The organism is Arthrobacter sp. S39 (genome assembly GCF_004320525.1).
In the GTDB taxonomy this organism is placed as follows: domain Bacteria; phylum Actinomycetota; class Actinomycetes; order Actinomycetales; family Micrococcaceae; genus Arthrobacter.
Map to the genome: position 1 here is coordinate 137,610 of NZ_SIHX01000009.1, position 21,694 is coordinate 159,303.

The following is a 21,694-nucleotide window of genomic DNA, read 5'->3' on the forward strand; positions in this document are numbered from 1 at the left end:
GGCTAGCTGATGTGCCCGAGGGCTGCGGTCTTCTGTCGGCGCTCCACCTGGCCCTCCACCAGCACACCGGCAGCGAACACCAATGGCACCGCCACGAGCAGGGCAACTGCGGTCTCAGCGCTGCCTCCGATCAGCGACGTGAAGTTGCTGACCACCAGGTACAGGACCCAGGCCAGCAGGACGGAGGCGAGCGCCGGCGCGAGGAGGGTCTGCCAGAGCTGCCCGGTGACCCGTTCCCGGCGGAAGAAGCCGACGACGGCGATGGAGCAGAGCATGTACAGCACCAGGAGTGCCGCGACGGCGAGCCCGCTGAACCACGAGAAGAGGGTCAGGACCGGGTCCAGCGCCAGCACTGCGAAGGGGACTACCAGTACGACGGCGGTGGCGGTCTGGATCCAGGCGGCCGCAGCGGGTGCGCGGTGCCGGTTGGTCCGGGCAACGACGGCAGGCAGGGAACCGCGGAGTGCCAGCGAATGGAGGTAGCGGTTGATGCCGTTGTGGAAGGCGATGATCCCGGCGAGCAGGGACGTGACCAACAGGATGCCGGTGGTGATTCCTGCCCACGGCCCGAACAGTTCCACCATCGGCGTGAGCACAAAGGCGGTGGAGTCACCGGATTCCAGTGCCGCGCCGGCGGCGTCGATCACCTGCGACGGACCGTAGTAGCTGACCAGCATCCAGGAGATGAAGGAGAAAAAGACGGCAATAACGCCGACGGACAAATACGTTGCCCGGGCCACCGTCTTGTGGGCGTCCTTCGCCTCGGCGGAATAGATGGCCGTGGACTCGAACCCGAACATGGAGGCCACCGCGAACATGATGGCCACACCCGGGGCGCCGGAAGCGATGGCTTCGGGCGAGAAGGACGTGGCCAGGCTGAGTCCTTCGGGACCGCCGCCGCGGAACAGGACGGTGAAGCCGAACATCAGCAGGACGGCGACTTCCAGCCCCACCAGCAGGGCCAGGACCCGGGCGCCCAGTTCGATGTTCAGGGAACCAAGCACCTGGACGCCGGCCATCGTCACGAGGGCAAGCAGCCACCAGGGAATACTGACACCGATCGAGGCCAGCAGGCCTGAGAAGGCTGCACCGTACAGCCCGTACATGGCGGCCTGCACGGTGCTGTACGCCAGCAGCGCCAGCCAGGCCGCGCCGGCCCCGACCCTGCGGCCGAAGGCGGCGGTGACATAGGCGTAGAAAGCGCCATTGGCCTGGATCTTCCGGCTCATCGCAACAAATCCCACCGCGAAGATCACAATGACAATGCCGACAATCAGGTACGCGCCCGGGGCACCGGCGCCGTTGCCGAGTGCGGCCGCGAGGGGCGAAGCGCCGACGATCCCGGTGAGGGGCGCCTGGGCGGACAGGACAAAGAACAGGATGCCCATCACGCCGATGCTGCCGGCGCGGAGGGCGGTGGAGTGCTCCGTGCGCGGAGCAGCTTCAGTGGTCCGGGACTCGGAATTCGAAATACTCATTGGATCCTTCTTAACGGTCATGAGCGTTGGGGAGGGGGCGCTGCGCGGGAGGGCAGGCGCCGATGAATCCAGCATGGCAGCGGACACGGCCTTCGCCTTGTCCTGGAGCGATCAGTTGTTGTGCGTGAGTGCAGTGACGCAAGGGCTACGCCGCCCGGGGGTCACGTTCCCGCAGGATTGCGGCGGCACTGAGGGCTGCCTCCATGCCGCTCTCGATGGCGCCGTCAATGAAGCCGCCCCAGCCGTTGGCGATGTCTGATCCGGCGAAGAGCACGGCGCCGTGAGCCTCCTGCATGGCGTGCAGATGCCGGGACAGAAATCCGGTGGCGTGCATGGGCCAGGTTTCACCCGACAGCGGATCGTCCACCCAGTTGTGGCCGGCGACGCCCACCACTTCTGCGTCCGGGACAAGGCGCACAAGTTGCTCCTGGACGGCAGCCGCGTCCCCCAGGTCGATGTTTGCGGCGTCCGGACCGAATCCCACGACGATGGTGTCGCCGTCGATCCCGTATTCCGCCTGGAAGAAATTCAGCGGCCAGTCGGCGCCGCCAAGGGCAACGAACGGTGGGACGTCTCCCTTGAGCCTGATCCAGACTTTGGCTCCCCTGGACACCTGGCCGCCGCTGAGTCCTTCGTTCTTGGCGGCGGACAGGGGCGGCTCGAAGCTCACCGCGTGCATCGCATGCAGGGGCACGGTGACAATGGCTGTCCGCGCCCGGATGCTCCGCCCGCCGGTGCTGTGGACGCTCACCGAGGCGCCGTCGTCGTGGACGCGGTGCACCGTGAAACCATGTTCGACGCCGACCCCTGAGTCAGTGAGGATCGCCGCCGCCAGGGCTGCCGTGCCGCCCACGATTTTGTAGGTGGCGCAGGCCTCGAAGTTCACGGCCCAGTCGCCATTGGTCAGGGCAACCCAGCGGAGGGCCTGGGTCAGCGCCGCATTCTCCAGTGGACCGTTGAAGTTCAGCGCCCAAAAGGATTCCAGGATCTCGCGCTGCGCGCCGGCAGGGAACTGCTCGCGGATCCGGTCCTGGACGGACACGTCGTCGATTGCCTTGAAGTCTTCGCGGGACAGGGGGCTGAAAGGCGCCGGGAAATACTTCCGGGCGTCCTGGACAAACTGCCCGTTGGCCCCGCCAATAAGCCCGAGCAACTCATCCGGCCCGCCCTCGTGGCGGCGGCCGTCCGCCCACCAGAACGCGCGCTCCGGCTCGGGGCTCGGTGTGGTGTCCAGGCCGTAGCGCTTCAGCTCGGCCCAGACATAGGGCTGGGTCCAGTGCACCCAGGTGCCGCCGATTTCCAGGTCGCGCCCAAGCCGGTGGTCCAGCCACGTGCGTCCGCCGATGCGGTCCCTGGCTTCCACGATACGGACGGACAGGCCCTGCCTGCTGAGCTCGCGGGCGGCGGTGAGTCCCGCAAAGCCGGCCCCGACCACCACAACGTCGTACAGTTCGTCGTCCATCGCTGTCCCCTAGGAGTACACAAAGAATTCGACGGTGGGCGCCAGGACTTCCCACCTGGTGCGGGCGCCCTTGTTGAAGGATGCTGCGCCCCCGGCAGTGAGGTCGTAGGTATCCCCGCCCTCCACCTCGATGCGGAGATGCCCTTCGACGATGGAAATCGTCTCGTCGGCGTCAATCAGCAGGTCGAACGGCTCGGGCGCCTCCACCGGTGTGACGTGCCAGTATCCGCAGGCGAGGGCGGGACGGCCGCCCTCGCCAAAGCGGCGGATCCATTGGACCTGGCCGAGTTCGAAAGGTTCATTCTTGTTCGGGTCCAGGGCAGAGGAAGTGGTGAAAGCAGCGGTTTCTGACACGTTGGCTCCAGGGGTGAGGGCGCCGGCGGCTGAGCCGGGCGGTGGGAGTTTTGAGATGAGGCAGTGGCACGGGACCGGCAATCAGTGACCTGCATCACTACCGGAAACGAATCTAAGCAATTGCTTAGTTTAAGTCAATAGGCGCTGCCAGGAAACTGGAAGCACTGGCTAGACTCGGCATATGAAAACGTCAGCCGCTCCCGCCGCACCGTCCAAGTACGGGACCGGCAAGGAAGCCCTGCTCCGTGCCGCAATTGGCGTGGTGGCGGCCAAAGGGCTGCGAGGGCTGACGTACCGCTCGGTGGCGGAAGCCGCGGGCGTAAACAACACGCTGGTGGCCCACCACTTCGGCTCCCGCGATGCACTGATCGCTGCGGCCCTGGACTGGGCGGCCGCCCAGTCCATCAGCGCTTCCCATCTGCGGGAAGCGGCAGCCGTGGGTCATTCCTTCACAGCGTCACTCCTGGAGCTGCTGCTGGCCGAGCCGGAACTGCAGGTCTTCCAATACGAGATGATCCTCGAGTCCCGTCGGCGGCCCGAGCTGACGGAAGCGGTCACGGGCCTCTATGAGAACTATGTGAACGCCCTGGCCGACGGACTCCGGGCCTCCGGGGTGACCGAAAACGTGCAGGTGGTGGCCCGCACGCTGTTTGCGGCGCTTGACGGCCTAGTGCTCCAGTACCTGGCGGGAGTGGACCGTGCCGTCATTGCGGCGTCCCTTGAGGAAGTCCACGAAGTGCTGCTCCTGCGGACCGGTCCGCACCCCTGACAGGGTCCTGCCGGCGCAACTGTTCGCCTCAGGTCAACCGCCGTTCGCGGATACACAAGACGCCCCGGACGCGGCGGGGCAGACTCGAGGCATAGCCCCAGGCCGCGCCGGCCGGTGCGCACTGCCTACTCGAAGTGGAGTAACCCATGGAAACGTACGACGCCCTGCTGGCCTCGATCACCCCGGACTCGGGCGACACCCGGACCATCCTTGACCCCGCCACCGGCACCGTCGTCGGCCACGCCCCGGTCCACACCATCGAAGACCTCGAACAGGCGGTCAAGGCGGCCGTGGCAGCGCAGCCGGCCTGGGCAGCCCTCGGCCACGACGCCCGGTCCGCCGCGCTCCTCAAGGCAGCCGACGCCGTCGAACGCTCCGCCGAGGAACTCGCCCGGCTGCTCTCCCGCGAGCAGGGCAAACCCCTCAACGGCCCGAACGCCCGCTTCGAGGTGGGCGCCTGCGCTGCCTGGCTGCGGGCCACCGCCGCCACCCCGCTGGAACCTGAAACGGTGGTGGACGACGGCGAAACCTACGCCGAACTGCACTACCGGCCCATCGGCGTCGTCGGTGCCATTGGCCCGTGGAACTGGCCCATGATGATCACCGTCTGGCAGATCGCCCCGGCCCTCCGGATGGGCAACGCCGTCGTCGTCAAACCCTCCGAATACACTCCGCTGTCCGTCCTTGCCCTTGTCAAGGTCCTCAACGAGGAACTCCCCGAAGGCCTCCTGACCGTCGTTTCCGGCCGCCGCGACGTAGGTGCACGCCTCGCCGAACACCCCGCCATCGGCAAGGTCATGTTCACCGGCTCCACCGCCACGGGCAAAGCCATCATCAAATCCTCGGCGGACACCATCAAGCGGCTCACCCTGGAGCTCGGGGGCAACGACGCCGGCATCGTCCTGCCCGACGCCGACCCTGTCGCGATCGCCGAAGGCCTGTTCTGGGGCGCCTTCATCAACACCGGCCAGACCTGCGCCGCGCTCAAGCGCCTCTACGTCCACGACGACATCTACGACGCCGTCTGCGAGGAACTCACCAAGGTCGCCGCGGCGATGCCGATGGGCGTGGGCCTGGACGAAAACAACGTCCTCGGTCCGCTGCAAAACCGGGCACAGTACGACATCGTCGCTTCCCTCGTGGACGCTGCCCGAGATTCCGGCGCCCGGATCCTCCTCGGCGGCGACCCGGACACCGGCCAGCCCGGCCACTTCTACCCCGCGACCCTCGTGGCCGACATCGACAACAACAACCCGCTGGTCACCGAGGAGCAGTTCGGCCCCGCCCTGCCGATCATCCGCTACAGCACCGTGGACGAGGCCATCAGCATGGCGAACGCGCTCGACGTCGGACTCGGCGCCTCCGTCTGGTCCCCGAACGTCGCCGAAGCCCGCAAAGTCGCCGCCCGCCTCGAAGCCGGCACTGTCTGGATCAACAAGCACGGCGCCGTGGACCCCCGAGTCCCCTTCGGCGGAGCCAAGCAGTCCGGCTACGGCCTGGAGTTCGGCGTCGAAGGCCTGAAGGCCCTCGGCGTCCCGCAAGCCATCAACGGCTAGCTCACCACCCGTCCAAGCAACAATCCTCGACGGTTCCCCGCGCATGGAAGACTTGCGCGGGGAACGCAGCGCCACGAGAGGACAGCGGCTTTGGACGGAGTCTTAAAGGGATTCTTTGTGGTGGGCGTGGTCCTGCTCATCGGCTATCTCCTGGCGAGGACCAACGCACTGGGACCACACGGGACCAAAGTGCTCTCCACGCTCACCTTCATGGTCGGGCTGCCGAGCCTGATGTTCTCCATCATCGCGACCCGCCACATCTCCGAAGTCCTCAGCCAGACAGGGCTGATAGCACTGATCACCGCCGTGTCCGTTATGGCCCTGTTCGCCATCACCGGGTCAATCTGCCGGTGGGGCGTCCGGCGGACCACCATCGGAGCGCTGGCCACGGGAATCGTTAATTCCACCAACCTCGGCGTTCCGCTGGCGCTCTACGTTCTCGGCAGCGCCACTTTCGTCACGCCGATCATGTTGTTCCAGCTGGCCATCCTGACCCCGGTGGCGCTCACCATCCTGGATCTCACGGACCCGGCAGGGAAAAAGGCGTCCGTGTGGCGCATCCTCGCCACACCCTTCCGCAATCCCGTAACGGTGGCGGCGATTCTCGGGATCATCGTCAGCGCCGCCGAAATCAAACTGCCCGCACTGGCTTTGGATCCCCTGACCCTCGTGGCCCAGCTGACCGTCCCGCTGATGCTGATCATTTTTGGCATGTCACTCCACGGCCTCTCACCGCGCCAGGGAATAGGCGACCGCGCCCCTACACTCCTGGCAGTCATCCTGAAATCGGGCGTCCAGCCCGCCCTGGCCTGGATCCTCGCCGTATTTGTCTTCCACCTCGACGACTTCAGCACGTTCGTTGTCACGGCGTGCGCAATCCTTCCCACCGGCCAGAACGTGGTCCTCTACGCGGTCCGTTACGGCGTGGGCCAAAACCTCGCGCAGTCAACGGCCGTCATCACGTCGGCACTGGCCGTCCCACTGCTCCTGGGAGCGGCCTGGCTTCTGGGCTGAATCCCGACGACGGCGGGCCGGGGCACGTCATGCCCCGGCCCGCCGCGGTGGTCGCCTGCGTCCGAACGCCCGGACAGGGGCTCAGCCCTGCTGGAGCGCCGGCTCCTGCAGCCACGGCCTCGTGGGGGTCTGGCCGAGCTGGTCGTTGAACTCCTGGGCCTCCCGGTAGTACTCCAGCATGGACAGCCTGGACGCTGCCGCGGGATCCAGCAGGATCACGGCCCGGCGGTGAAGCTGCAGGACGGACGCCGGGCAGTTGGCGCTGACCGGACCCTCCACCATTGCCTGGACGGCGGCCGCCTTGTTCTCGCCCATGGCCACCAGCACTGCCAGTTTCGCCTCGCGGATGGTCCCCAGCCCCTGGGTCAGGCAGAGCCTAGGGACATCGCCGTCAGGGAAGAACCGGGCGTTGTCCGTGCGCGTCGCCCCCGCGAGGGTCTTCACCCTGGTCCGCGAAGCAAGGGACGACGTCGGCTCGTTGAACCCGATGTGCCCGTTGGCCCCGATGCCCAGGATCTGGATGTCCACTCCACCGGCTGTCGCGATCGCTGCGTCGTAGCGCTCTGCTTCGGCAACCAGGTCGGCGGCGTCCCCCTGCGGGGTGAAGAGCCGCTCCAGGGGCAGGTCCACATGGTCGACGAACTCGCGCCGGATGGTGGAGTAGTACGACTGTTCGTGTTCCTTCGGCAGCCCCGCGTATTCGTCCAACGTAAAGCCGGTGACCTGGCCGAAGCTGAGCTGCTCCTCGCGGTGCCGCCGGATGAGCTCCTGGTAGGTGGAACTCGGCGACCCGCCGGTGGCCAGGCCCAGGACCGCCGGCCCCTGCCGGACCCTGGCCTCGATGATGTCCGCCGCCCGGGCTCCTACATGGTCGACGGACTCACACAGAACTATCTGCACGGTCATTCCTTTCCTGCGTTTGTGGTGTGCCGGCACGGTAGGCCTGCACGAGTTCAAGTTCTTCGGTGGCCACCAGCACGTCCGCGCGGTAACCCGCGGCGATGGCGCCGACCCTGGCAGGGCCGCTATCGAGCCCCATCAGCCGGGCCGGGGTGGACGAGGCCGCCGTAACAGCGTCGGCGAGAGGGATCCCCCATTCGACGCAGCGGCGCACGTTTTCCAGCAGGAAGCTCGTGGCTCCAGCGATCGCGCCGGGCTCCTCCGCTGCGTGGGCCGCTCCGGTTGCCGGGGCCAGCCGCGCCACCCGGTCGTGCACCAGCACGTCCAGGCTGCCGAGCGTGTAGTGCCCGTCGGACATACCCGCCGCCGCCATCGCATCCGTGATGAGCGCAATGGAGCGGGGCCCCACGAGGTTGAAGACCATCCGGACGATTTCCGGGTCCAGGTGCACGCCGTCGGCAATCAGCTCAAGCACCATGTGCCCGGGTGACTCCTCGGCGGCCTGCAGCATCACCGCGACCGGCCCCGCAGCCCGGTGGCCCAACGCAGGCATCCGGTTGAACAGGTGCGTGGCCGACCACGGGCCCGCGTCACCCGCACCGGCGCCCGCCCCGCCAGGCAGGCCAGCCAGGACTTCCCGGGTCTGCGCCGCCGTGGCATTGGTGTGGCCCAGCGAAGGCACCACGCCGTAGTCCCGGCAGAGTGCCACCAACTCCGCAAAATGAGGGGTCTCAGGCGCCAGGGTCAGTGACCGCACCGTCCCGCGTCCTGTCTCCAACCACTGCTTAAGGAGCGCCGGATCGCCGTCGATAATCGCGGCAGGGTCCTGCGCACCGCACATGCTTTTGGTGATGAACGGCCCCTCCAGGTGCAGGCCCGCCAGGGTGCCGTCCGCCACCAGCTCCCGCAGCACCGCGATCTGCTCCAGCAGCACGTGCGACGGCGCCGACACGAGCGAGGCGAGGACCGACGTCGAGCCTTCCGCGGCATGGTGGGCGGCGGCCAGGCGGGCCCCCTCGGCGTCCGCGGAGAAGGTGTCCCCTCCGGCGCCGTGGCAGTGCACGTCCACCAGCCCGGGCAGGATGAGCGGCACCTGCCGGACCCCGGCGTCGAAAGTTTCCGGCAGGTCCGACGTCGGTCCGCACCACTGGATGGTTCCGCCGGCCATCATCACGGTGCCGTCGTCGATCACCGGATCGCCGGGGACGCCGGTGACGAGGCGGCCCCGCAGCCCCACCACGCCGCCGGCGCCTTCGTTTACGACGTCCACCGGCCGGTCAGCTTGCATCGGCTTTGGCCATGGAGCCGTTCTCGTCGGTTTCATCCTCGCGGCCCATGGTGCGCAGGTTCCAGCGGCGGATCACAAAGCGGAACACCACGTAGTAGATGGCGGCGTAGACCAGCCCGATGGGGATCAGCCAGAGCGGGTTCTGTGCGATGCCGAAGTTCAGGACGTAGTCGATGGCCCCGGCGGAGAACCCGAACCCGTGATGGATGCCCAGGAAGTTGACCAGCATCATGGACGTTCCGGTCAGGAAGGCGTGCACAACGTACAGCGGCCAGGCCACGAACATAAAGGAGAATTCGAGCGGTTCGGTGATGCCGGTGAGGAACGCGGTGAGGCCGGTGGAGAGCATCACGCCGCCCACGATCTTCCGCTGCGACGGCTTGGCTTCCTGCCAGATGGCCAGGGCGGCGGCGGGCAGGGCGAACATCATGATGGGGAAGAAGCCGGTCATAAAGACGCCGGCGGTGGGGTCGCCGGCGAAGAACCGGTTCAGGTCGCCGTGGGCGCCGTTGTAGTCACCGAGAATGAACCACACCACGGAGTTCAGGATGTGGTGCAGCCCCAGCGGAATCAGCAGCCGGTTCAGGGTGCCGTACACGCCGCTGCCCACCACGGTGTTGTCCGCCACGGCGTTGCCCACGGCCGTCAGGCCCGTGTTGAAGTACGGGTAGATCAGGGCCAGGAGCACGCCGATCACAATCGCGGCGAAGGACGTCAGGATGGGCACCAGCCGGCGGCCGGCGAAGAACCCGAGCCAGTCCGGCAGGGTGGTGCGGTGGAAGCGCTGCCAGAGCAACGCCGTCGTCAGGCCCATCACGATACCGGCCAGCACGCCGTAGTTGATGACCGGATCCTTGCCACCCTCCGGAGCGGCGCCCAGTACCAGCGGCGCCATCACCTTGAAGACGTTGGTCAGGACCAGGTATCCGACGACGGCGGCGAGGGCCGTGGAGCCGTCGCCCTTCTTGGCGAAGCCGAAGGAAATGCCGACGGCGAAGAGCAGCGGCAGGTTCTCGAACAGGGCACCGCCGGCGGCGCCGATGACCTGGGCAACAGTGGTCAGGGATTCGAACCTGCCCAGCAGGTCGTCCTGGCCCAGGCGGAGCAGAAGTGCGGCAGCGGGGAGGGCCGCGATGGGGAGCATGAGGCTGCGGCCGAAGCGCTGCATGTTCTGCAGTGCCTTGCCGTTGCCCTTGGCCTTGCCCGGTGCGGGGGCGGCCGCTGTGGGATTTTCCGTGGTCATGATGTTCCTCGTCTCGAAGGAGGTGGTGCTTGTGCGGGGATGCTTGTTTCAGTAGAGTCTAGCTAACTGGTTATAACCAGTGACAACCATCACTGTGAAGGGCACCGGCCTCAGTTGTCAACCTCAAGCTCCAAATTGGACTTCAGGAACCGCCGCCTTTCACCGCATACCAACACCGGGAGTGGACATGTCCAAAGCAGAAATCATCCTCGCCGCCCTTGGCGGCGCCGGGAACGTCGAAGAGATCGAAGGCTGCATCACGCGCCTGCGCACTGAAGTGGTGGACGCATCCCGTGTGGACGAGGCCGCCCTGAAGGCTGCCGGCGCCCACGGCGTCATGATGTCCGGCACGGTGGTCCAGGTTGTTGTTGGCCCGGAAGCCGAGAGCCTCGCCGAAGACATCCAGGACCTGATGTGAGCACGGCTGAAGTACGCAGTCCTGACGTGAGCACCCCCGAGACGGCCTCCGAGTTGGGCTCCGAAGCGCCGGCCCTGGCCATCGGCGTCGCCTCGCCGCTGCCCGGCCGGCTCATTCCGCTGGGCGAGGTGCCGGATCCGGTGTTCGCCAAGGGGCTGGTAGGCGGCGGCGCCGCCGTGATCCCGGACGACGACGCCGGTGTGGTCACCGCCGTCGCGCCGCTGGACGGCAAGGTGGTTAAGGTGATGCCGCACGCCTACATCGTCCAGCATGCGTCCGGGCCTGCCGTCCTGGTCCACGTCGGAATCGACACCGTGGGCCTGAAGGGTGAGGGCTTCACCGTGATCGCGCAGAAGGGCGACCAGGTCCGCGCCGGCGATCCCATGATCACCGTGGACGTCACCCTGGTCCGCTCGAGGAACCTCAGCATGTGCAGCCCCGTGGTGGTCCTGGACACCGCGGCGGACGCCATTGAAGCTCCGCTCGCCGGCGGGCGCGTGGAAGCAGGCGCGCACCTGTTCGATCTTCCCGGAAAATAGGACACATGGATACGGCAGGGGAACTGAAACACGTCTGGGTCAGAAGGCAACTCCAGGACCTGGTGTCCAGCACGTTGCGGCCCGGCGATGCCCTGCTGGGTGAGCGCCAACTGGAGGAACAGTTCGGGGTCTCGCGGATCACGGTCCGCCGCGCCATCTCGGACCTGGTCCAGGACGGCGCACTGGTCCGCATCAAGGGCAAAGGCACCTTCGTGTCGCACGGGCTGGTCCGGTCCACCCTGCATCTGGCCTCGTTCAACGAGGACATGCGGCAGGCCGGTTTTGAGCCCAGCACCCGGGTCATCAACGTATCCACTGCCGTGCCACCGGCGGCTGCCGCCGAGCACCTGGGGCTGGCTCCGGACGAGCCTGCCTACCTGGTCCGGCGGCTCCGCCTGGCCAACGGCGCGCCGGTCAGCGTGGACGAGTCCTGGCTGCCGCCGCGCCTGCTGCCTGACCTGCTCTCCTCGGACCTGACAGGCTCCCTCTACCGGGCGTTGGGAGCTTCCGGGTTCCCGGTCCAGCAGGCGGAGCAGACGGTGGAGGCCGCCGCAGCGTCGGAGGATACGGCCGCGCTGCTGGACATCGAACCAGGCGCCCCCGTCCTGCTCTTCAAGCGCCGGTCCTTCACCGGGACCGAGGAACCGGGAACCCCCATCGAGTACGCGGTCTCGACGTACCGTTCGGACCGGTACCAGGTGTCCATGCGGCTGGCGCTGGGCTGACGCGCGGGTCACGCGACCCGGCCGATTGGGGCGGTTTTGGCCGGTTTGGGCTGGTTCCGGGACCGCGGCAGCTGCCGCTGATAGGTTGGCTCCATGCGTGAAACCGTCGATGTGGATGAGGCTGCCAGGCAGCATGTTCTGAGCGTGCTGGAGGCCGACGACGGCATCCAGCGCGCGGATCCGGACTGGCCGGAATTTGTTCGAAGGCTGGACGTTCACTTCCCCGACCTGTGCGGACTGTTCCGTTCCCTGTACGGGTCCCGCGCGGACTGGCAGGACCAGCTGGGCGCCCTGGTCCTGCAGTGTGCCCGCTCCTGGCAGGAACGTCCGGCGGGCCTCAAGGCGCTGGACGCCGAGCGTGAGGGCGACAGCAGCTGGTTCCAGTCCAACCGGATGCTCGGCGGTGTCTGCTACGTGGACAGGTACGCCGCCAGCCTCGACGGCGTCCGCGACCGGATTCCGTACTTCAAGGAGCTGGGACTCACCTATCTGCACCTGATGCCGCTGTTCCTGGCCCCCGAACCGTTCTCCGACGGCGGGTACGCCGTCTCCAGCTACCGGGAAGTCAACCCGAAGCTGGGAACCATGGAACAGCTGCGGGCCCTGTCGTCCGAGCTCCGCGAAAACGGCATCTCCCTGGTGGTGGACTTCATCTTCAACCACACCTCCAACGAGCACCACTGGGCCCGCAGGGCAGCAGAAGGAGACCCCGAGTACAGCGACTACTTCTGGATCTATCCGGACCGGACCATGCCCGACGCCTTCGAGCAGACAGTCCGCGAGATCTTTCCCGACGACCACCCCGGCTCCTTTGTCCCCCTACCGGACGGGCGGTGGGTATGGGCCACGTTCCACACCTACCAATGGGACCTCAACTACGCCAATCCGGCGGTGTTCCGTGCCATGGCCGGCGAAATGCTGTTCCTGGCCAACCAGGGCGTGGACATCCTCCGCATGGACGCGGTGGCCTTCATCTGGAAACAGCTGGGCACACCGTGCGAAAACCTCCCCGAAGCCCACTTCCTGCTGCGTGCCTTCAATTCCGTGTGCCGGCTCGCGGCGCCATCGTTGCTGTTCAAGTCCGAGGCGATCGTGCACCCGGACGAGGTGGCGCTCTACATCGATCCGGCCGAGTGCCAGCTCTCCTACAACCCGCTGCAGATGGCGCTGATCTGGGAATCGCTGGCCACCCGCAACGTTTCCCTGCTGTCACAGGCGCTGGAGCGGCGGCACAACATCGCCGACGGCACGTCCTGGGTGAACTATGTCCGCAGCCATGACGACATCGGCTGGACGTTCGCCGACGAGGACGCGGCAGAGCTGGGGATCAACGGCTTTGAACACCGCCGGTTCCTCAACGCCTTCTACGTCAACCGGCACCCCGGCAGCTTTGCCCAGGGCGTCCCGTTCCAGGACAACCCGCGCACCGGCGACTGCCGCATCTCCGGGACCACGGCATCCCTCTGCGGGCTGGAGGACGATCCGGACCAGGCCGTGGGCAGGATCCTGCTGGCCCACTCGGTCGCGTTCAGCACCGGGGGCGTCCCGCTCCTGTACCTCGGTGACGAGGTGGGGCAGCTGAACGACTACCAGTACGCCATGGAGGACGGCCACGAGTCGGACAGCCGCTGGGTGCACCGACCGCACTATCCGGCGGAGCAGTACGCCCGCCGCAACGACCCCGCCACTCCTGAAGGGGCCATCTTTGCCGGCCTCCGGCGGATGATTTCCGTGCGCGCCGAAGCGCCGGAACTGGCGGGCACGCGCCTCATCGATTTCCACACCAACGCCCCGGGAGTCCTGGGCTACCAGCGCCCCGGCTACGGGCGCACAGTCCTCGTCCTCGCCAACTTCAGCGACGGCCCGCAGCAGCTTCCGGCGGTGACGTTCTCCGGGTTCTCCGCTGCCGCCGTCGAACTTCTCACGGATACAGCGCACAGCCTCGCGGACGGCATCACCCTGGCCCCGCACGAATATGTCTGGCTCCGCGTCACCCCCAAGTAAGTAGCGCTAACTGTCGTTTTGAGGCCTCAAAACGACAGTTGGCGCGACCCAGTTGGGAGGCTGGGCGCGGGGCGTGACACCATACGGATCATGGCCCAGAAGATTGCGTACCAGGGTGAGCCCGGCGCCAACTCCAATATCGCGTGCAAGCAGATGTTCCCCGAGCTGGAAAGCGTTCCGTGCGCCAGCTTCGAGGACGTCTTTGAAGTGGTGTCCAGCGGCGATGCGGACCTTGCCATGATCCCGATCGAAAACTCGATTGCCGGCCGCGTGGCGGACATCCACACCCTGCTGCCGCACTCCGGACTGCAGATCGTGGGCGAATACTTCCTGCCGATCCACTTCGACCTGATGGGGATCCCCGGCAGCACCATCGAGGCGGCCACGGAGGTCCACAGCCACATCCACGCCCTGGGCCAGTGCCGCCGCCTCATCCGCGAGGCCGGCCTGCGTCCGGTCATTGCCGGCGACACCGCCGGTTCAGCCCGGGAAGTGCACGAGTGGAACGACCCCACGAAGCTCTCCCTCGCTCCCCCGCTTGCGGCGGAGCTGTACGGGTTGGAGGTGCTCGCCTCCCGGGTGGAGGACGACCCCTCCAACACCACCCGGTTTGTGATCCTGGCCCGCGAAAAGGAACTGCCGGCCCGGGAAACCCTCCCCGGACCGGCAGTTACCAGCTTTGTGTTCCGCGTCCGGAACGTCCCGTCAGCGCTCTACAAGGCGCTGGGCGGCTTCGCCACCAACGCCGTGAACATGACCAGGCTGGAAAGCTACATGGTGGGCAACGAATTCGCCGCCACCATGTTCATGGCCGACGTCGAAGGCCACCCCGAGGACCTGCCGCTGAAACTGGCCCTCGAGGAGCTGGGCTTCTTCACCACCGAGGTACGGATCCTTGGCGTGTACGCGGCCGCGGAGTACCGGGCGGTTCAGGCCGCAGCCGTCTGACGCCGCTTCAGCAGCGGCGCGAAGAACTCCGCAAGTTCCGCCGTCGCCGTCAGCGGCAGGACGTTGGCCACGTACTGGTCCGGCCGGACCACCACCACAACGCCGCCGCGGTCCAGGCCGCGCTGTTCGAAAATGTCGGCTTTGGGGTCGGTGCCGAAGACCTTCTCAAGGTAGGTGAGCCGGAACGGGCCCACCGTCGGCTTGAACACGGCCGGGACAGCGTTGATGTCGATGTCCGTATGGGCCTGCTGGTAGATCACTTTCACGTCGAACCACGCGTCACGGTCGGCGCCCGACGGCGTTGCGGCCAGCGGTGAGTCCGGCGCGTTCGCGATCCACTCGGCGAAGTCCGCGGTCGCCGATGCGGCGCCCGCCTCTTTCGTGCCGGGCGCTGCCGCGTCGGCGAAGACGTAGATGCGCCACCGGCCGTCCGCTGTGGCGTGGTGGCCCAGGTGCATCGGGTTGGTGTCGCAGACCCTGGTGACGGGTGCGGACTTGAAGCGCTTGCCGACGGGGAAGCCGGTGGCGAGTTCCTGGTGCTTCGGCTCGGCGACCACCATGGAGGGCGCGTACTGGGTCATGAACCCGGCAGGGAACTCTGCCGTGCTGACGTAGAAGTTCTCCAGCTCCGTGGGGTCTTCGAATTCTTCAGGCTTCTTGGCCATCAGGGTGGACCACTCTTTGTCGAAGTCGATGAGGTTCTTTGCCACCACCTGGCGCTCGGCCGAGTACGTGGCCAGCAGGCTTTTCGGGCTGCGGCCCTCGAGGACGTGCCCGAGTTTCCAGCCGATATTAAAGCCGTCCTGCATGGATACATTCATGCCCTGGCCGGCCTTGGCACTGTGCGTGTGGCAGGCGTCGCCCGTGATGAACACGCGCGGCGTGCGCGTGCCGCGCTCCTCCGGAAGGACGTCGTCGAACCTGTCAGTCAGGCGGTGGCCTACCTCGTAAACGCTGTGCCATGCGACGTTGCGGACGTCCAGTGTGTACGGGTGCAGGATCGCGTTCGCCTTGGCGATGATCTGCTCGATGGTGGTGTTGCGGACGGCGCCATGGCTGTTCGGGTCAACCTCGCCGAGGTCCACGTACATGCGAAAGAGGTGGCCGCCTTCGCGAGGGATCAGCAGGATGCTGCCGCCGGCGCCGGACTGGATGGCGCACTTGGTGCGGATGTCCGGGAAATCGGTGACGGCGAGGACGTCCATCACACCCCAGGCGTGGTTGGCCTGGTCGCCGGCCAGGTGGCAGCCGATCGACTCGCGGACCTTGCTGCGTGCTCCGTCTGCGCCAACGACATACTTGGCGCGGACGACGCGCTCCTGGCCCTCGTTCGGGCCGGCGGTGTGGAGGAGCGTCACGGTGACGGGGTAGTCGCCCTCGCCGGTGACCTTGAGGCCGCTGAACTCGTAGCCGTAGTCGGGGGCCATGCGGGTTGGGGAATTCGCCATGAACTCGGCGAAGTAGTCCAGCACGCGGGCCTGGTTGACGATCAGGTGCGGGAATTCGCTGATGCCCGTTTCGTCGTCGACCGCGCGGGCGGCACGGACGATGCGGGAGTGGTCCGCCGGGTCCGGCTTCCAGAACGCCATTTCGGTGATCCGGTACGCCTCGGCGATGATGCGCTCGGCGAAGCCGAAGGCCTGGAAGGTCTCGACGCTGCGGGCCTGGATGCCGTCGGCCTGGCCGATGGCGAGCCTGCCGCCGCGGCGCTCAACGATGCGGGTGGTGACGCCGGGGAACTGGGAAAGCTGCGCGGCGGCGAGCATGCCTGCAGGCCCGGAGCCGACAATGAGCACGTCGATTTCGTCGGGAAGCCCAGCGGGCCGGTCGATGCCGACGCCGGCGGCCGGCTGGACCCGGGGGTCACCGGATACGTAGCCGTGGTGGTGGAACTGCACGGGATGTCCTCACTTCGTTGTGTGGCTGGGTATCGCCAAATCGGTGTTCGATAATAGAATTTTACGTTCGATAATAGAAAACTTGTTCTGTGATCCAGAACTCTACGCCAGGTTTGAGGCGCACGACAAGTGCTAATTGTTCAGCCGGAAAGGTGTTGACGGATCCGGCAGTCCGGGTCCATAGTGATTCGTATACGATTTCGTACTCGATGAGGAGTAACTCTTGGAACAGGTCACCGACCACATCCTGGCCGCGGCCCGCAAGGTCATCGCGGTGCATATCAACTACCCCAGCAGGGCCGCCCAGCGCGGCCGCACACCGGAACAGCCCTCCTACTTCCTGAAGCCGGCATCCTCGCTGGCTACCGGTTCGGTGGGGGCGCCGTCCGTAGTGGAGCGCCCGGCCGGCTGCGAACTCCTCGGCTACGAAGGCGAAATCGCCCTGGTCATCGGCAAGCCCGCCCGCCGTGTCGGACTTGAGGACGCCTGGAGCCACGTCGAATGGGTCACCGCCAGCAACGACCTCGGTGTCTACGACCTCCGCTACGCAGACAAAGGCTCCAACCTCCGGTCAAAGGGCGGCGACGGCTTCACCCCCGTCGGCCCGGGACTGATCGCGGCAGACGCCGTGGACCCCGCCGGACTCCGCGTCCGCACCTGGCACAACGGCGAACTGGTCCAGGACGACACCACCGAAGACCTGCTCTTCCCGTTTGCCCGGCTCGTCGCCGACCTGTCCCAGCTGCTCACCCTCGAAGAAGGCGACATCATCCTGACCGGCACCCCCGCCGGCGCCTCCGTTGCCAAGCCGGGCGACGTCGTCGAAGTTGAAGTCAGTGCGGGTGAGGTCACCACCGGCCGGCTCGCCACCAGAGTGGAGGAAGGCACGACGGCGTTCGCGGACTTTGGTGCCCTGCCCAGGACCGATGACGTGCAGCGGGAGGAGGCGTACGGTTCGCGGGAAGCGGCGGGTTTGGCACCCGACGAAAGCGCCGCCGTCGGGCCTGTCCTGACTCCCGAGCTGAAGGCGAAGCTGGAGAGCGTCTGCACCGCCACCCTCTCCTCCCAGCTGCGCAAGCGCGGCCTGAACAACGTCAGCATCGACGGACTCACCTCCACCCGGCCGGAGAAGCGGATCGTGGGCCTGGCCCGCACCCTGCGTTACGTGCCCAACCGCGAGGACCTGTTCAAGACCCACGGCGGCGGCTTCAACGCCCAGAAGAAGGCCATCGACTCCGTAAACCCGGGCGAGATCCTGGTCATGGAGGCCCGCGGTGAGAAGGGCACCGGCACCATCGGCGACATCCTGGCCCTGCGCGCCCAGGTCCGCGGAGCTGCGGCCATCATCACCGACGGCGGCGTCCGCGACTTCTCCGCCGTGGCCGCAATGGACATGCCCACGTACTACGCCAATCCGCACCCTGCCGTCCTGGGACGCCGGCACATCCCGTGGGACACCGACATCACCATCGCCTGCGGCGGCACCACCGTCCAGCCCGGCGACATCATCGTGGCGGACTCCGACGGCATCCTGGTGATCCCGCCGGCCCTCGCCGAGGAGGTCGCTGACGACTCCATCGCGCAGGAACGCGAGGAAACGTTCATCGCCGAAATGGTGGAGCAGGGCCACAGCGTGGACGGGCTCTACCCGCTGAATGCCGCCTGGCGCAAGAAGTACGACGAATGGGAAGCAGGGACGGCACATGACTGAAACTGCGATTGCTGCCGGCAGTAAGTCCGAGCAGGCCTATGCCGCCGTGAAGGCCAAGATCGTGGACGGGACTTTTTCGCCGGGATACCGGCTGGTCCTGGCCGGCCTGGCCAAGGACCTCGGCTTCAGCGTGGTCCCGGTCCGCGAAGCCATCCGCCGGCTCGAGGCTGAGGGGCTGGTGAAGTTCGAGCGGAACGTCGGTGCCACGGTGTCCGGGATCGACCCCACCGAGTACCTCTACACCATGCAGACCCTGAGCATCGTGGAGGGCGCCGCTACTGCCCTGTCCGCTCCGCTGATCGGGGAAGCGGACATTGCCAGGGCGCGTGCCGTGAACGAGGAAATGCGCGACTGCCTCCAGCACTTTGACCCCATCCGCTTCACCCGGCTCAACCAGGACTTCCACAGCGTCCTGTTCGAGCACTGCCCCAACCCGCACATCCTTGACCTGGTCCACCGCGGCTGGAACCGGCTCGCCTCGCTGCGGTCCTCGACGTTCCGCTTTGTTCCCGGCCGTGCACACGACTCCGTGGACGAACACGAAGCCCTCCTGAAGCTCATCGAAACCGGCGCCGATGCCGACACCATCGAAAAAGCAGCCCGGCTCCACCGCTCCGCCACCCTGGACGCCTACCTCGCCCTCGCCCCCGCCACCCCTTCACCAGGCAACGCGGGGTCACTAAACGCCCAATAAAGGGCCCCTATTGGGCCGAAAGTGACCCCGCGTTGCATCACCAGTTAGGAAACAACAATGACGTTCACTGCAGCAGACACCGCCACACATTATGTGCCGCAGGACCTGCCCACCCACATCCAGCACTACATCAACGGCCAGTTCGTTGACTCCGTGGGCGGGAAAACCTTCGATGTCCTGGACCCGGTCTCCAACACCAACTACGCCACCGCCGCGGCCGGCCAGAAAGAGGACATCGACCTCGCCGTCGCCGCCGCCCGCGAGGCGTTCACCAACGGCCCGTGGCCGAAGATGAAGCCGCGCGAACGCGCCCGGATCCTGAACAGGATCGCCGACGCCGTCGAGGCCCAGGAAGCCCGGCTCGCCGAACTGGAAACCTTCGACACCGGCCTGCCCATTACCCAGGCCAAGGGCCAGGCCCTGCGCGCCGCCGAGAACTTCCGCTTCTTCGCGGACCTGATCGTCGCCCAGTTCGACGACGCCATGAAGGTCCCCGGCGCCCAGATCAACTACGTGAACCGCAAGCCGATCGGCGTCGCGGGCCTGATCACGCCGTGGAACACCCCGTTCATGCTGGAGTCCTGGAAGCTCGCCCCGGCCCTGGCCACCGGCAACACCGTGGTCCTCAAACCCGCCGAGTTCACCCCGCTCTCCGCATCACTCTGGGCGCAGATCTTCAAGGACGCCGGCCTCCCCGACGGCGTGTTCAACCTGGTCAACGGCCTCGGCGAGGAAGCAGGCGACGCCTTGGTCAAGCACCCCGACGTGCCGCTGATCTCCTTCACCGGCGAGACCACCACCGGCCAGACGATCTTCCGCAACGCCGCGGCCAACCTCAAGGGCCTGTCCATGGAGCTCGGCGGCAAGTCACCCTGCGTCGTGTTCGCCGACGCCGACCTGGACGCCGCGATCGACTCCGCCCTGTTCGGGGTCTTCTCCCTCAACGGCGAACGCTGCACCGCCGGCTCCCGCATCCTTGTCGAACGCGCGATCTACGACGAATTCTGCGAAAAGTACGCCGCCCGGGCCAAGAACATCGTGGTCGGGGACCCGCACGACCCCAAGACCCAGGTGGGCGCCCTGGTCCACCCGGAGCACTACGACAAGGTGGCTTCCTACGTGGAAATCGGCAAATCCGAAGGCAGGCTCCTCGCCGGCGGCGGCCGCCCCGAGCACCTCCCGGAAGGCAACTACATCGCACCCACGGTGTTCGCCGACGTCGCGCCTGATGCCCGGATCTTCCAGGAGGAAATCTTCGGTCCGGTCGTCGCGATCACGCCTTTCGAGAACGACGACGAGGCCCTCGCCCTCGCGAACAACACCAAGTACGGGCTGGCGGCCTACATCTGGACCCAGAACCTGACCCGTGCCCACAACTTCTCGCAGAACGTGGAAGCCGGCATGGTGTGGCTCAACAGCCACAACGTCCGCGACCTCCGCACCCCGTTCGGCGGCGTCAAAGCGTCGGGCCTGGGCCACGAGGGCGGCTACCGCTCCATCGATTTCTACACCGACCAGCAGGCCGTCCACATCAGCCTCGGTGCCGTCCACACCCCCAAATTCGGCGCCTGACAGCGCTTCAAGACCCCTTTCAAAGAAGAGAGAATCCGATGACAAACTTCGTCCCCACCCCCACCGTCCCGGCACCGGACATTGTCCGCTGCGCCTACATGGAGATCGTGGTCACCGACCTCGCCAAGTCCCGCGCGTTCTACGTGGACCTCCTGGGCCTGCACGTCACCGAGGAAGACGAGAACAACATCTACCTCCGCTCCCTCGAGGAGTTCATCCACCACAACCTGGTGCTCCGCAAGGGGCCGATTGCCGCCGTCGCCGCCTTCGCATACCGGGTGAAATCCCCCGCCGAAGTGGACGCCGCCGAGGCCTACTACAAGGAACTGGGCTGCCGGGTTGAACGCCGCAAGGAAGGCTTCACCAAGGGCATCGGCGACTCCGTCCGCGTCGAGGACCCGCTGGGCTTCCCGTACGAGTTCTTCTACGACGTGGAACACGTGGAGCGCCTCACCCAGCGCTACGACCTCTACTCCGCCGGTGAACTGGTCCGCCTGGACCACTTCAACCAGGTCACCCCGGACGTGCCCCGCGGCCGCAAATACCTCGAGGACCTCGGCTTCCGCGTCTCCGAGGACATCCAGGATTCCGACGGCGTCACGTACGCCGCGTGGATGCACCGCAAGCAGACCGTCCACGACACCGCCCTGACCGGCGGCAACGGCCCGCGCATGCACCACGTCGCGTTCGCCACGCACGAGAAGCACAACATCATCCAGATCTGCGACAAGATGGGCGCCCTGCGCATCAGCGACCGGATCGAACGCGGCCCCGGCCGGCACGGCGTCTCCAACGCCTTCTACCTCTACATCCTGGACCCGGACGGCCACCGCATCGAGATCTACACCCAGGACTACTACACCGGCGACCCCGACAACCCCGTCATCACCTGGGACGTCCACGACAACCAGCGCCGCGACTGGTGGGGCAACCCCGTGGTCCCGTCCTGGTACACCGAAGCCTCCCTGGTCCTGGACCTCGACGGCAACCCCCAGCCCGTCATCGAACGCGAGGAGAAGAGCGAAATGGCCGTCACCGTGGGCGCGGACGGGTTCTCCTACACCCGCAAGGAAGGTACTGACGGCGCGGTCGAAGGCTTCAAGCTCGGGGCGCAGGTCTAG

The 21,694-nt window shown here is 66.8% G+C and carries 19 protein-coding genes; 12 read left to right on the top strand and 7 right to left on the bottom strand.

The genetic code is table 11. The annotated features are described in order from the left end of the window. Positions 1-2: 2 nt before the first annotated feature. The 3 genes from EYS21_RS17645 to EYS21_RS17655 all read right to left on the bottom strand — a co-directional run bounded on the left by EYS21_RS17645 (position 3) and on the right by EYS21_RS17655 (position 3,294). Positions 3-1,478: an APC family permease gene (locus EYS21_RS17645; protein WP_131134541.1), complete on the bottom strand. Its 1,476-nt coding sequence runs from the start codon at positions 1,476-1,478 to the stop codon at positions 3-5. Between the two features lie 145 nt (positions 1,479-1,623). Further along, the gene (locus EYS21_RS17650; RefSeq protein WP_131134542.1) at positions 1,624-2,940 is read right to left on the bottom strand and encodes an NAD(P)/FAD-dependent oxidoreductase; all 1,317 of its coding nucleotides are present in this window, start codon (positions 2,938-2,940) and stop codon (positions 1,624-1,626) included. A 9-nt stretch (positions 2,941-2,949) separates the two neighbouring features. Next, positions 2,950-3,294, bottom strand: a complete 345-nt coding sequence (locus EYS21_RS17655; protein WP_131134543.1) for a cupin domain-containing protein — start codon at positions 3,292-3,294, stop codon at positions 2,950-2,952. Between the two features lie 181 nt (positions 3,295-3,475). Here EYS21_RS17655 and EYS21_RS17660 point away from each other — a divergent pair, with 181 nt between their 5' ends. The 3 genes from EYS21_RS17660 (at position 3,476) to EYS21_RS17670 (ending at position 6,633) form a co-directional block, all read left to right on the top strand. Continuing rightward, complete coding sequence (locus tag EYS21_RS17660) at positions 3,476-4,063, top strand: TetR/AcrR family transcriptional regulator (protein ID WP_131134544.1); 588 nt, start codon at positions 3,476-3,478, stop codon at positions 4,061-4,063. A 146-nt stretch (positions 4,064-4,209) separates the two neighbouring features. Beyond that, positions 4,210-5,619: an aldehyde dehydrogenase family protein gene (locus EYS21_RS17665; RefSeq protein WP_131134545.1), complete on the top strand. Its 1,410-nt coding sequence runs from the start codon at positions 4,210-4,212 to the stop codon at positions 5,617-5,619. Between the two features lie 90 nt (positions 5,620-5,709). After that, positions 5,710-6,633, top strand: a complete 924-nt coding sequence (locus EYS21_RS17670) for an AEC family transporter (protein ID WP_131134546.1) — start codon at positions 5,710-5,712, stop codon at positions 6,631-6,633. Positions 6,634-6,714: 81 nt separating this feature from the next. On the opposite strand, the gene nagB is transcribed toward EYS21_RS17670, so the two are convergent. Genes nagB through EYS21_RS17685 form a run of 3 tightly spaced genes read right to left on the bottom strand, consistent with a single transcriptional unit; the run spans position 6,715 to position 10,064 of the window. Beyond that, positions 6,715-7,533 carry a glucosamine-6-phosphate deaminase gene (gene nagB, locus EYS21_RS17675; RefSeq protein ID WP_131134547.1) on the bottom strand — a complete coding sequence of 273 codons (819 nt, stop codon included), beginning with the start codon at positions 7,531-7,533 and terminating at the stop codon, positions 6,715-6,717. Further along, positions 7,514-8,821, bottom strand: a complete 1,308-nt coding sequence (locus EYS21_RS17680; protein ID WP_207307804.1) for an amidohydrolase family protein — start codon at positions 8,819-8,821, stop codon at positions 7,514-7,516. Before EYS21_RS17680 ends, nagB begins: the two co-directional genes overlap by 20 nt. Further along, complete coding sequence (locus EYS21_RS17685) at positions 8,811-10,064, bottom strand: PTS transporter subunit EIIC (protein WP_207307805.1); 1,254 nt, start codon at positions 10,062-10,064, stop codon at positions 8,811-8,813. The genes EYS21_RS17680 and EYS21_RS17685 overlap by 11 nt, the downstream gene beginning before the upstream one ends. A gap of 187 nt (positions 10,065-10,251) precedes the next feature. On the opposite strand from EYS21_RS17685, the gene EYS21_RS17690 reads away from it, so the two are divergent. The 5 genes from EYS21_RS17690 to EYS21_RS17710 all read left to right on the top strand — a co-directional run bounded on the left by EYS21_RS17690 (position 10,252) and on the right by EYS21_RS17710 (position 14,698). Further along, positions 10,252-10,482, top strand: coding sequence for a PTS glucose/sucrose transporter subunit IIB (locus EYS21_RS17690; protein WP_131134548.1), 231 nt, complete (start codon positions 10,252-10,254; stop codon positions 10,480-10,482). Beyond that, positions 10,479-11,021, top strand: coding sequence for a PTS glucose transporter subunit IIA (locus tag EYS21_RS17695; protein ID WP_242633481.1), 543 nt, complete (start codon positions 10,479-10,481; stop codon positions 11,019-11,021). The genes EYS21_RS17690 and EYS21_RS17695 overlap by 4 nt, the downstream gene beginning before the upstream one ends. Positions 11,022-11,026: 5 nt before the next feature. After that, complete coding sequence (locus EYS21_RS17700) at positions 11,027-11,746, top strand: GntR family transcriptional regulator (RefSeq protein ID WP_131134549.1); 720 nt, start codon at positions 11,027-11,029, stop codon at positions 11,744-11,746. A gap of 93 nt (positions 11,747-11,839) precedes the next feature. Further along, positions 11,840-13,750, top strand: coding sequence for an alpha-amylase family glycosyl hydrolase (locus tag EYS21_RS17705; RefSeq protein WP_131134550.1), 1,911 nt, complete (start codon positions 11,840-11,842; stop codon positions 13,748-13,750). Between the two features lie 90 nt (positions 13,751-13,840). Continuing rightward, complete coding sequence (locus EYS21_RS17710; RefSeq protein WP_131134551.1) at positions 13,841-14,698, top strand: prephenate dehydratase; 858 nt, start codon at positions 13,841-13,843, stop codon at positions 14,696-14,698. Here EYS21_RS17710 and EYS21_RS17715 read toward each other — a convergent pair. Beyond that, positions 14,680-16,596, bottom strand: a complete 1,917-nt coding sequence (locus EYS21_RS17715; protein WP_131134552.1) for an FAD-binding monooxygenase — start codon at positions 16,594-16,596, stop codon at positions 14,680-14,682. The two genes, EYS21_RS17710 and EYS21_RS17715, sit on opposite strands and share 19 nt — an antisense overlap. Positions 16,597-16,819: 223 nt before the next feature. On the opposite strand from EYS21_RS17715, the gene EYS21_RS17720 reads away from it, so the two are divergent. The 4 genes from EYS21_RS17720 to hpaD are packed head-to-tail and all read left to right on the top strand — an operon-like array spanning position 16,820 to position 21,694. Next, positions 16,820-18,307, top strand: coding sequence for a fumarylacetoacetate hydrolase family protein (locus EYS21_RS17720; protein WP_131134553.1), 1,488 nt, complete (start codon positions 16,820-16,822; stop codon positions 18,305-18,307). After that, a complete protein-coding gene (locus EYS21_RS17725; protein ID WP_131134554.1) occupies positions 18,300-19,001 on the top strand; it encodes a GntR family transcriptional regulator in 702 nt (233 codons plus the stop codon). The genes EYS21_RS17720 and EYS21_RS17725 overlap by 8 nt, the downstream gene beginning before the upstream one ends. 57 nt (positions 19,002-19,058) lie before the next feature. Next, positions 19,059-20,573: a 5-carboxymethyl-2-hydroxymuconate semialdehyde dehydrogenase gene (gene hpaE / locus EYS21_RS17730; protein ID WP_131134555.1), complete on the top strand. Its 1,515-nt coding sequence runs from the start codon at positions 19,059-19,061 to the stop codon at positions 20,571-20,573. A 38-nt stretch (positions 20,574-20,611) separates the two neighbouring features. Beyond that, positions 20,612-21,694, top strand: a complete 1,083-nt coding sequence (gene hpaD, locus EYS21_RS17735; protein WP_131134556.1) for a 3,4-dihydroxyphenylacetate 2,3-dioxygenase — start codon at positions 20,612-20,614, stop codon at positions 21,692-21,694.